Annotated in this window: 9 protein-coding genes; 7 read left to right on the forward strand and 2 right to left on the reverse strand. The window is 72.6% G+C overall.

The window, feature by feature from the left end; translation table 11 throughout:
* Positions 1–159: 159 nt before the first annotated feature.
* Positions 160–1,635 (reverse strand): hypothetical protein, encoded by a 1,476-nt coding sequence (locus QSK36_RS06180; RefSeq protein WP_285781627.1) that lies wholly within the window; start codon positions 1,633–1,635, stop codon positions 160–162.
* Positions 1,636–2,092: 457 nt separating this feature from the next.
* On the opposite strand from QSK36_RS06180, the gene QSK36_RS06185 reads away from it, so the two are divergent.
* From QSK36_RS06185 to QSK36_RS06200, 4 genes are all read left to right on the forward strand, one after another.
* Positions 2,093–4,147: a hypothetical protein gene (locus tag QSK36_RS06185; RefSeq protein WP_285781628.1), complete on the forward strand. Its 2,055-nt coding sequence runs from the start codon at positions 2,093–2,095 to the stop codon at positions 4,145–4,147.
* Positions 4,148–4,271: 124 nt separating this feature from the next.
* The gene (locus QSK36_RS06190) at positions 4,272–5,057 is read left to right on the forward strand and encodes a permease-like cell division protein FtsX (protein WP_285781849.1); all 786 of its coding nucleotides are present in this window, start codon (positions 4,272–4,274) and stop codon (positions 5,055–5,057) included.
* A 114-nt stretch (positions 5,058–5,171) separates the two neighbouring features.
* Complete coding sequence (locus QSK36_RS06195; protein WP_205825597.1) at positions 5,172–6,107, forward strand: glycosyltransferase family 2 protein; 936 nt, start codon at positions 5,172–5,174, stop codon at positions 6,105–6,107.
* Positions 6,104–7,186, forward strand: a complete 1,083-nt coding sequence (locus QSK36_RS06200; protein ID WP_285781629.1) for a glycosyltransferase family 4 protein — start codon at positions 6,104–6,106, stop codon at positions 7,184–7,186. The genes QSK36_RS06195 and QSK36_RS06200 overlap by 4 nt, the downstream gene beginning before the upstream one ends.
* Here the strand turns inward: QSK36_RS06200 and QSK36_RS06205 are convergent.
* Positions 7,150–8,103: a lysylphosphatidylglycerol synthase domain-containing protein gene (locus QSK36_RS06205; RefSeq protein WP_352239771.1), complete on the reverse strand. Its 954-nt coding sequence runs from the start codon at positions 8,101–8,103 to the stop codon at positions 7,150–7,152. The two genes, QSK36_RS06200 and QSK36_RS06205, sit on opposite strands and share 37 nt — an antisense overlap.
* Before the next feature lie 143 nt (positions 8,104–8,246).
* Between QSK36_RS06205 and QSK36_RS06210 the strand changes: the two genes are divergently transcribed.
* From QSK36_RS06210 to QSK36_RS06220, 3 genes are all read left to right on the forward strand, one after another.
* Positions 8,247–9,101, forward strand: coding sequence for a class I SAM-dependent methyltransferase (locus tag QSK36_RS06210; RefSeq protein WP_285781630.1), 855 nt, complete (start codon positions 8,247–8,249; stop codon positions 9,099–9,101).
* On the forward strand, positions 9,098–10,024 hold the full coding sequence (locus QSK36_RS06215) for a lysylphosphatidylglycerol synthase domain-containing protein (protein WP_183534687.1): 927 nt from the start codon (positions 9,098–9,100) through the stop codon (positions 10,022–10,024). Before QSK36_RS06210 ends, QSK36_RS06215 begins: the two co-directional genes overlap by 4 nt.
* A 230-nt stretch (positions 10,025–10,254) precedes the next feature.
* Positions 10,255–11,382, forward strand: coding sequence for a glycosyltransferase family 4 protein (locus QSK36_RS06220; RefSeq protein ID WP_183534689.1), 1,128 nt, complete (start codon positions 10,255–10,257; stop codon positions 11,380–11,382).
* Positions 11,383–11,431 lie beyond the last annotated feature (49 nt).

Below are 11,431 nucleotides of genomic sequence, written 5' to 3' on the forward strand. Positions count from 1 at the left end.
CGGGCGCCGCGATTGGGAGGATCCAGGGCGCGATCACGCCGTGCCGCGTCCCCCTGATCCAGGGGCAGAGCATACTAAACACCGACATTTTGGGTATGAGATTGAGTTTCCCTTTACCTGGATTTGATGTTCGGAGGGCTGTTTGGCCAGGTCAACCGGTCATGTCCGTCGGCGGAGCCCCCGGACGGACAGAGCGGCGGCCAGGCAGGCAAGCGGCACCACGGGCAGGACGTAGCGGTAGTCGAACTGGGCCGTGGCGGGCGGGACGAGAAGCAGCGCCCAGGCCGTCGCCCAGGCGATGCCCCAATTCGAGTGGGCCCGATTCGAGGAGCCCCGGTTCGAGCGGGCCCGTCTCGCGGGCGGCCGTCGTGTCCGCGCCGACCGGGCCCGGACGAGCCAGGCGGCCGGGGGCGCCAGAAGGAGCACCAGCAGCGCCGTCCCCGGCAGCCGTACGACGTCCTGGTAGGCCCGCATCAGGCCGGCGAACGGCTCGGAGATGCGCAGCGTGATGGGCCCGCCCTCGTAACGCTGCGCGAACTCCTTGCCCACCACGGCGGGGTTCCGCCCGGGCGGCGGCGGCACGGTCTCCGGAAACTCGTAGTACCCGTACGTCTCGGCGTCGGGATAGACGGGCCGCCCGAGCGTGAACGACCTGCCGAGCTCGGTCAGCGTGCCGCGGAGGTAGTCGAGCGGCTGGCTGCGGATCGCGAGCGAGGCGAACCTCCCGGCCAGGGTGTCGGTCTCCTTGGTGAATGTGATGCCGGGCAGCCGGACCAGTGGGGCTTCGGCGTTCCAGATGTACTCCTGGGACGCCGGCCGGGACGCGGGAGGCCGGGAGTCGCACAGCACGGCGAGGTCGGCCGGCGGCTTCATCACCGAACAGTCGGCGAACGCCATCGTGCGGGCGTAGAGGAAGACGCCGTTCGAGCCGACCAGCCCGACGCGCTGGTAGGTCGCGTAGAACCAGCCCGCGTAGCCCGCGACCGGCAGGAGCGCGGCCACCAGGAAGGGCACGGTGAGCCTGGCCACCGCCCGGCCCGGGCGGCCCGCCCCGCTCGCGCCACGAACGCCGTACGCGAGCAGGACGAGCGCGAAGACGGCGATCAGCGGCAGCCCGACGGTCCTGGTCAGCGTGGCGGCGGCCAGCACGAGGCCGAGCGCGGCGGCCGAGCGCGGCGTCAGCGGGCGGCGCATCGCCAGGCACACCGCTCCCACGACCAGGAACGTGAACAGCGAGTCGGAGACCAGCAGGTGCTCCAGCTCGATCTGGTACGCGTCGAGCAGCACCGGGACGCAGGCCAGGACGGCCGCCCAGGAAGGACCGCCGCGCCGCAGGACGGTCACGTAGAGCATCACGCCGACGAGCAGCCCCAGCACGTGCTGCACGGTCACGACCAGGGCGAAGCTGTGGAACGCCTCCAGGAGCCTCAGGAACATCGAGTAGCCCGCCGGGCGGACGAGGTCGGGCCTCGGCCGCATGGCCGTCACGACGTACGTGTAGGAGTCGGGGAACCACAGCGCGGGCCGGTAGCCGAGCGCGGTCACCAGCCGCAGGAGCGCCCCCAGCCCGAAGACCGCGAGGAACCACCGATGCCTGCGCGCCCACCCGGGGAGCTCCGCACGCGCCCAGGCCACCGGGTGAAACGGATCGCGAGGCGCCAGACGCCCACGGACCCGGCTCCCGAGCCGCCCGCTCGCCGGACCTTCGCCCATGAGCCCCCGGTTCGCGAGCCGTCCCTCCCCAGGCGTCGTGGGCGGCCCTGGGGACGGCGGCTCGCCTGGCCGGGTGGGTCCGGGGCGTTCGTGCGGGTGCCCGTCCCGCTCCGGCCAGGGCGCCGAGCCCCGGCTGTCCGACACCCTCATATGCCCCCCCGCCTGCTTCCCGGCGTACGCTACCGGCTCCGTACGACCCCTGTGCGGGGGCCGCCCGCGCCTGTGGACAACCGCGACGCGCGCAGCGGGCGTGCTGCCCGATGAAGGCGGGGCGCGGGGGTGGGCCGCTAGTCTCGGGTGCATTCCAGTGCACAGATCCGGCCACTCACGTGGCCGCACACGGCTGCCATCGGAGCAGGAGGCGGCGGGCAGGACGCTCGTGGCCGTCTCCGTCGTGCCCGCGCTCGCGCTGAGCGGGTGGCTGCTCGCCGGGCTGCCGCTGCTGCTGCTCGGATGGTTCCGGCCGCTGCCCACGGCGCTGCTCGGCGGCGCCGCCGCCCTCCTGTTGTGCGCGGCGGGCCTGCGCCGCCTGCCCGCGACCGCCACGCCGCACCGCTGGGCGACGGCGGCCACACTCGCCGTGGCACTCGGGTCGGGAGTGTTCAACGGGCTCCTGCACGGCGAGCAGCTGATCGTCCGGCGTGACCCGTCGACCTACGCGCAGTACGCCGTCTGGCTCGCCCGGCACGGGTCGCTGCCGATCCCGGTGGGGGACTTCGGCGGTCCCGATCCCGCGCTGCGCTTCGACAGCATGGGCGTCTACATGACCGGCGACGGGATCGTCCCCCAGTTCATGGCCGGGCCGCCGATGACCTACGCGATCGGCCATTGGGTGGGCGGCGTCCCGGGCCTGCTGCTCGTGCCGCCCGTGCTGGGCGCGCTGGCGGTGCTCACCGTCGCAGGAACCGCCGCGCGGCTCGCGGGCGCGCGCTGGGCACCCCTTGCCGCCCTCGTGTTCGCGGTCAGCCTGCCGATCATCTACACGTCGCGGACGACGTTCAGCGAGATCCCCTCGCTGATCCTGCTGTTCGGCGCGATGAACCTGCTGCTCGACGCCCGGGCCCGGCTCAGGGCGGCACTGCCCGGTGCGGGCTTCCCGTCCGCCGCGCTCGCGGGGCTGTCGTTCGGGCTGGCGCTGCTGGTGCGCATCGACGGCCTGCGCGACGTGCTGCCCGTGCTCGCCTTCGCCGGGGTGCTCGTCGCGCTCCGGCGGATCCCCCGCGCGAGGCCCTTCCCCGAGGGGCGGCTGGGCGTGCCCCTGCTGACCGGCCTGGTCGTGGGCGGCCTGTGGGGGTTCACCGGCGGCTACGTCCTCGCCCGGCCATACCTGGAGTATCTGTCGGGCTCACTCATGCCCCTGCTCGCGATCTGCGCCGTCGTCGTGGCGCTCACGGTCGCCGGCACGGCCCTCGCGCCCTGGATCGTCGTCCGCGCGCGCGGGCTCCTCACGGGAGCCGGGTGGCTGCCGAACGCCGCCGCGGCCCTGGTCGTGCTGGTCATGGCGGCCTTCGCCGTACGGCCCTGGGTGCAGACCGTGCGTCGTGACGCGGTCACGCCCGAGGACAGGCTCACGGCCGACTTCATCGAGAAGACGCAGGTCGCCAACGGCCTTGCGAAGGACATGTCCCGGCTGTACTACGAGCACTCCCTCGACTGGGTCTTCTGGTACGTCGGGATCCCCGCCGTCGTGCTGGCGACCGTGGCGGCGGCCGTGCTCGCCCGGCGCCTGACCAGGGGCAGCCTGATGAAGGGAGAGGAGTTCGGCTGGCTGCTGCCGCTGGCCGTGATCGGGTGGACGACGGTGACGACGCTCTGGCGTCCCGCGATCACCCCCGACCACCCCTTCGCCTCCCGCAGGCTGGTGCCGATCGTCATCCCCGGCCTGGTGCTGCTCGCCGTCTGGGGGCTGCGGTGGCTCTCGCGGCGTCTCGCGCGTACGCGCTGGTTCGCCGCCCGTCGGGGACGCTCGCGGGCCGCCGTCGCGGTGGGGGCGCTGCTGCTGGCGGTCCCGCCCGCGATCACCTCGATCGGCACCGCGTTCACGCCGGTCAACCGGGGAGAGGCCGCCGCGGTGGCGGGCCTGTGCCGGGCGATCCCGGCGAACGCCTCCGTGCTCATCGCCGAACGCGTCACGGGCGACCGGCTCACGCAGGTCGTGCGCGGCCAGTGCGGGCTGCCGACCGCCCGGGTGGTCTATCCCCGGGGCTCCGACGTGCCGCCCCGGGCCGACGTCCTGCGCCTGGTCGAGGCCGTCCGGCGCACCGGCCGCGTGCCCGTGCTGCTCGCCGCCGAGCCCGAGCAGCTCATGGCGTACGGCCCGGCGACCCGCGTGATGAGCCTGCACACCCGGCAGGACGAACGCTCGCTGGTGGACCCGCCCAACGGCACCTGGTCGCTCACCATCGACGTCTGGATGACCGTGCCCACCCAATAGATCTAGGGTTCGGCGTGTGAATTCCCCTGCGACGGAGGAATCGTCCTTCGGCGACGATCGTCGTGAGCCGGAATCCAGGACGGGCCTTCTCCGGAAGCCGCTGGTCGTCGCCGGACTCGTGGTCGTGCTCCTGGGGGGACTCGCCGGACTCGGGCTCGCCGGGTGGCGGATCTACGAGCACTCCCGCCGGCCGCTGCCCCCGCCCGAAACCCCCGCCCCGCTCACCGGGAGGTTGTCGGTCTTCCTGTGCGTGGACGGTTCGGACGAGGACGCGCCGAACTGCCTGTACGGTGCCGCGACCGCCGATGACAAGCGGGCGATCGAGGCCGCGCTCAGGTCGCTCCCGGAACTTCGCGGTTTCTCCTTCGAGACGAAGGAACAGGCGTACGAGAAATTCCGGAGGAGTGCCGGCGATGACCCGGCCGGTCTGGAGTTCGTGCGGAAAACGAGAGTCGACGAGATGCCCGAGTCCTACCAAGCCACCCTCGGTCCCGGGGACTGGGAGGCGGTCCGGCTCCGCATCGACGACTTGCGTGGCGTCCTGGCCACGGAGATCTACGGCGACAGCCTCTGGAGAGGAGTCGCCGACATCGGGATCGCGCTCTGTCCGGAGATCGGCAGCGACTATCCGCGGTGCCGGGGACGTGAAAGGGTCTCAGATGAGGAAAAGGCGGCCGTGCTCGACCGGATCAGGGACCTCGACGGGGTGAAGGCCGTGTACGTCGAGGACGCCGCCCACGCGCGCGTGAACAGGCGGCGGATCCTCTGGCGGCCGGACACCGAGGATGTCGACGTGCGCGCCCTGCCTGAGGCGTTCTACATCGCGCTCGACCGTCCACCGGCGAAGACCGAAATGGAGAAGATCTTCCTCCCTATGCCCGGCGTCGCCCAGGTGGTGCCGGTTTCATGACCTTTCCCCCGGGCGTCGTGAAGGTGGTGCGGCACGTTCGCCCCCTGTAGCGGCGGGGACCGGGAGATTCGAAGTGAGACCGCGATTTGGTGGGGCAGAGTAGCCTAGCCGGACGTGACCACGCCCGAGACCTCTGGAAGCGCCGTGACTCCCGCAGAAACCCCGTACGTCACGATCGTCCTGCCCTGTTACAACGAGCAGGACCACGTCATCGACGAGGTCGAGCGTATCTGCGCGGCCATGGACGCCAGCGGATACACCTACGAACTGCTGGCCGTGGACGACTGTTCCACCGACGAGACGCTCGCGCGCCTGCAGGAGGCCGCACCGCGCTTCCCGCACATGCGGATCAGGGCCTTCCACCGCAACGGCGGCTCGGGCACCGTACGCAGGATCGGCAGCCAGGAGGCCCGCGGCGAGATCGTCGTGTGGACCGACGCCGACATGAGCTACCCGAACGAGCGCATCCCCGAGCTGGTCCAGATCCTGGAGAAGGACCAGACGATCGACCAGGTCGTGGGCGCGCGCACCACGGAGGAGGGCTCGCACAAGTTCCTGCGCGTGCCGGCCAAGTGGTTCATCCGCAAGGTGGCCGAGCGGCTGGCGGGGCAGAAGATCCCCGACCTCAACTCCGGCCTGCGGGCCTTCCGCAAGTCGGTCGCCAAGCCGTACCTGCGGCTGCTGCCCCCCGGCTTCTCCTGCGTCACGACGATCACGCTGGCGTTCATGTCGAACCAGCACGACGTCTACTACCTGCCGATCGAGTACGCGAAGCGGGCCGGGAAGTCGAAGTTCAACTTCGTCTCCGACGCCTACCGCTACATCCTGCAGGTGCTGCGGATGGTCATGTACTTCAACCCGCTCAAGGTGCTCATGCCGCCCGCGCTCTGGCTCGTCGGGATCGGCCTGGTCAAGGGCGTGTACGACATGATCAGCCACCTGGCCTTCTACCTCACCAGCAACACCGTCGTGACCTTCCTGTCCGGCATGCTGATCGGGGCGGTGGCCCTGCTGGCCGACCTGATCGTGCGATCTCGGGGTGATGTGTGAGGATCGCGATCGTCGGCCCGACGTATCCGTACAAGGGCGGCGGGGCGCAGCACACCACCGAGCTGGCTCACCGGCTGCGGGCGCGGGGCCACGACGTGGTCATCGAGTCGTGGCGGGCGCAGTACCCCTCGTTCCTGTACCCCGGGCAGCAGACGATCGACAGCCCCGAGGGCGAGCCCTACCCCGGCACCCGCCGCGACCTCGACTGGCGGCGGCCGGACGGCTGGGTGGCCTGCGGGCGGCGGCTGCGCGGGGCCGACCTGGTCGTGCTCGCCGTGCTCAGCCCGGTGCAGGTGCCCGCGTACCTCGGCATCCTGTACGGCCTGCGCCGCCGGGCGCGCGTGGTCGCACTGTGTCACAACGTGCTGCCGCACGAGACCAAGCCGTACGACAGGCCGCTGATGAAGGCGCTGCTGCGCCGGGTGGACGGCGTGCTCGCCCATTCGGAGCAGCAGGCGGACCTCGCCCGCGCGCTCACCGACGCGCCGGTGCGGGTGGCCGCCCTCGCCCCGCACCTGCCCGTGCGCGGCGCGCGGGAGGCGGCGGGCCGGGGGCCCCAGGGCAGGCTGCTGTTCTTCGGCATCGTCCGGCCCTACAAGGGGCTCGACCTGCTGCTTGAGGCGCTCGCGCAGGTGCCCGACGTACGGCTGACGGTCGCCGGCGAGTTCTGGGGCGGCCTGGAGGACACCCACGACCTGATCGCCCGGCTCGGCCTGGCCGGCCGGGTCGAGATCCGGCCGGGATACGTGGCGGCCGAGGACGTGCCCGGGCTGTTCGCCGGAGCCGACGCGCTGGTGCTGCCCTACCGGTCGGCGACCGCCAGCCAGAACGTGTGGCTCGGTCACGAGCACGGCGTGCCGGTGATCGCCACCCGGGTGGGGGCGCTGCCCGACAACGTACGCGACGATGTGGACGGCCTGCTGGTGGAGCCGGGTTCGGCCGGCGCGCTGGCGGAGGCGCTCAAGCGGTTCTACGAGCCGGGGACGCCGGAGCGGCTGCGGGCGGGCGTCGCGCCCGTCGATCCCGAGCCGCACTGGGCCGCCTACGTGGACACGTTGCTGGCCGCGTCGGAGAGCTGACCGGCCGGGGCGGTCCGGCCGCGTGCGAGCAGGAAGCCGAGCCCGGCCCAGGCGGCGTCGGCGACGGTGAACATCACGCGGGACACCACGGCGATGGCCAGCGCCCTCGGCGTGTCGAGCACCGGCGCCAGCGCCACGACCATCGCACCCTCCCGCACACCGATCCCGGCGGGCACCACGACCGTGAGGATGCCCGTGGCCCAGGCCAGCGCGTACGCCCCGGCCGCGACGGCGTACAGGGACGGCCCCGCCGGGCGCACACCGCCGACGAGTACCCACAGGTGTACGCCGTACACCAGCCAGCCGACCATCGTCCAGGCGGCGGCCTTGGCCATCTCCGCGCCGCTGAGCACCCGGTCGAGCGGCTCCCTGCGGGCGACCCGCAGGGCGAGGTTGAGCCCCCAGGTCATCACCCGCGGGTGGAGGCCGACGAGGATGAGCGGGACCAGCGCGAGCAGCCACCACGCCTGACTGGCGATCTGCTGCGACAGCGTGGCCGCGGCGAGGGCGAGCGCGCAGCCCAGGGAGGTCACCAGGCCGAGGGCGGTGGCGCTGAACGTCCGCCGCGGCGGCGCGCCGTGGTCGCGGGCCAGCTCGATCATCGCGGCGAACGCCCAGACCGAGCCGGGGATGTACTTGCCGAGCTGACCGACGAACAGCACCCGTGCGGCCACGCGCAGCGGCAGGGGCGAGCCGAGCCCGGCGAGGATGTCGCGCCAGGCGACCAGCATGAACCCCAGCCCGGCGAGCACGGCCAGGAACGAGGTCCCGAGCGACCACCACGACAGCCGCGACAGGGCGGCGGAGGTCTCCGTCCAGTTCCGGGCCAGGCCGTACGCCAGGAAGGCGAGCGCGACCAGGGCCAGCAGCACCCGCAGCAGCGGGCTGGAGCGCAGGCGGTTCAGCAGGCGCGGCACGCGCCCCAGAGTAAAGCCTGAAGCTACTGATCGGTAGGTCCGACGCGAGGGTTATCCACAGGGTCGGCTGATCGGGAGACGGGGGCGGGGCGGGCACGGGTACTGTTGGGCAGCGTGAAGACGAGGGTGAGCGGAGGACGAGGGTGAGCGCGGAACGCGCGGCCCAGCTCGAATACTCCGAGTTCCAGGCCGCGATGCTCGACGAGGACAAGCGCAGGCGCAAGGCCGCGAAGATCATCGCCGTGCTCGCGCACTTCCTGGGCAGGGACGCGGCCAAGCCCGGCGAGGCGCTCTCGGGGCTGACGGTCGGCGACGTCGGGTGCTCGGCCGGGTTCATCGCCGACGAGCTCGCCGCCGCGGGCGCGCGCCACACACTCGGGCTCGACATCGACGTCCCGGGCCTGCGTAAGGCGTCCGACCGGTTCGGCGAGCGTGTCGAATTCGTCTGCGCCGACGGCTCCCGGCTGCCGTTCCCTGACGGCTCGATCGACGTGCTGGTCTTCAACCACATCTACGAGCACGTGGTGGACCCCGACGCCGTGATCGCCGACATGCACCGGGTGCTGTCCGACGACGGCGTGCTCTACCTGGGCCTGGGCAACCGGCTCGGGGTCATGGAGCCGCACTACAAGCTGCCCTTCCTGTCCTACCTGCCGCCCGCCGCGGCCGACCGGTACGTGCGGGCGTTCGGCCGGGCCGACCACTACTACGAGCGCTTCCGCACCCGGCCAGGGTTGCGGCGGATGCTGGCGGACTTCCACGTGTGGGACTACACGTTCCCGGTGCTGGCCGCGCCCGAGCGGTTCGCCGGGGGCGAGCTGTTCCCCGGTGCGGCCGGCCGCGCCGCCAAGGCCACGCTGGAGCGGACCCCGCGCCCGGCCCTGCGGGCGTTGCTGCCGGTCGTCCCCACCTATCTGTGGGTCGCGACCAAGACGCCCCGCCGTCCCCTCGGTGCGCCGCTCCCGCAGCCGCCCGAGCCGGTCCGTACGTCCCGATGAGTCGGCGCAAGGCCGTTCGCGCGCTGTTTCTGCTCGTGGCGCTGGGGTTCGGCGTCTGGGCGGTGGCGAGTCAGTGGACCGCCGTGACGGACGGGTTCGCCCGCCTGTCGTGGGCGGAGCTCGCCGGTTCGCTGGTGGCGGTGCTCGGCGCGCTGCTGTCGGGGATGCTCATGTGGCGGGCGCTGCTGACCGACCTGGGTTCCCCGCTGGCGTTCACCGACGCGTCCAAGATCTTCTTTGTGGGCCAGCTCGGCAAGTACATCCCCGGGTCGGTGTGGCCGATGCTCGCGCAGATGGAGATGGGCCGCGACCACGGCATCCCCCGGCCGCGCAGCGCCGCCGCCTTCTTCCTGACGTATCCGATCTACCTCGGCACCGGCCTGCTGGTGGCCGTCGTGACGCTGCCGGTGCTCGCCGGGCAGTCCGTCGTGAGATACGCCTGGCTGCTGCTGCTCGTGCCCGTGGTCGCCGCCGCCCTGCATCCGAAGGTGGTCAACGGCGTCATCGCCTTCGGACTGCGCACGCTGCGCCGCCCGCCGCTCGAACGGCCGCTCACCCGGCGCGGCGTGCTCGTCGCGTGCGGCTGGGCCCTGGCGGGCTGGGCGGCGTACGGCGTGCACCTGGCGCTGATCGTGCACGGCCTCGGGGCGGGCGGGCCCTCGGCCGTGATCCTGAGCTTCGGCGCGTTCGCGCTCGCCTGGTGCCTGGGGTTCGTGTTCGTGATCGCCCCGGCAGGCGCCGGTGTGCGGGAGGTCGCGATGGTGGCCGCGCTCGCCCCGGTGCTCGACCGGCCCGCCGCGATCGCCGCCGCGCTGTGCTCCCGGCTCATCGTGTCCGTCGGCGACCTGGTGTGCGCCGGCGTCGCCGGTCTGGCCTCACGGCGCGCGGTCCGTACGCGGGAGGAACCCGTAGCACGGGCCTGAATCCGTGGAATCGGCGCGGGTCGCCCATCCGGAGAGATGATCCTCACGTGATATCGCTCACGTTTCGGGGGACGTCGGAAATAGAGTGACAGGGAGGGATGCGGGGGAAGGCGTCAGTTCGTGGCGTGGGCCCCTGGCCCCTGCCGGAACACCGCCGGAACCAGCGGGACCGCGCGGGCGGGGAGCGATCCTCCCGGCCTTGTGCGGGCCCAGTGAGGGGAGCGATTCACTTGACACCCCGGGTGCTCGTCGACGCCGCCGCGGTCCCCGCCGATCGCGGCGCCCTGATCAGGTATGTCGATGGACTGGTCGCGGCCCTGCACGAGGCGGGCGCGGACATCGCGGTGGTCTGCCAGCGCGCGGACGCCGAGCGATACGCCGCCCTGGCCCCCTCGGCGCGGATCCTCTCCGGACCGCCCGCGATCACCAACCGGAACAAACGGCTGGCCTGGGAGCAGACCGGGCTGCCGGTCCTGGCCAGGCACGCCGGCGCCCAGGTGATCCACGCCCCCTACTACTCGATCCCGCTGGGCTCGGGCCTGCCCACTGTGGCCACCGTCCACGACGTCACCTCGTTCACCGACCCGGACCAGCACGACCCCGTCAGAGCCTCGTTCTTCCGGTCGGCCACCCGCACCGCCGTACGCCACGCCAACCGGGTGATCGTGCCGTCGAAGGCCACCATGGACGAGCTGGTCCGGGTGCTCGACGCCGACCCCACCCGGATCGACGTCGCCTATCACGGAGTGGATCCCACGTTGTTCCACCCGCCGGGGCCCGAGGACGTGCGCCGGGTGGCCGGGCGCATCGGCCTGCACGGCCGGCCGTACGTCGCCTATCTGGGCGCGCTGGAGCCGCGCAAGAACGTGCCGAACCTGGTGACCGGGTTCGGCCGGGCGGTCGGGCATCTGTCCTCGCCGCCCGCGCTGGTGCTGGCGGGCGGCCCGGCCTGGGACGAGGAGGTCGACGCCGCCGTCACCGCGCTGCCGCCCCGGGTGAAGGTCGTGCGTCCCGGCTTCCTGCCCTTCGCCGACCTGCCGGGCTTCCTCGGCGGGGCGCTCGTGGTCGCCTCCCCGTCGCGCTGCGAGGGGTTCGGCCTGCCGGTGCTGGAGGCGATGGCCTGCGGGGCGCCCGTGCTGACCACCCACCGTGCCTCGCTGCCCGAGGTGGGCGGCGACGCCGTGGCCTACACCGAGCCCGACGCCGACAGCATCGCGCGGGCACTGCGGGCCATGCTGGAGTCACCGGAGCGCCGCGAGTCGCTGGCGCGGGCGGGTGTCACCCGGTCACGCGAGTTCACCTGGCGGCATTCCGCCGAGGCCCACCTCGTCGCCTACCAACGGGCCGTCGAAGGCTAGGCAGGCGAACGCCACAGGCCGAGTCGCCTGCGCAGCGAATCGGCGTGAG

Source organism: Microbispora sp. NBRC 16548 (genome assembly GCF_030268985.1).
Taxonomy (GTDB): domain Bacteria; phylum Actinomycetota; class Actinomycetes; order Streptosporangiales; family Streptosporangiaceae; genus Microbispora; species Microbispora catharanthi.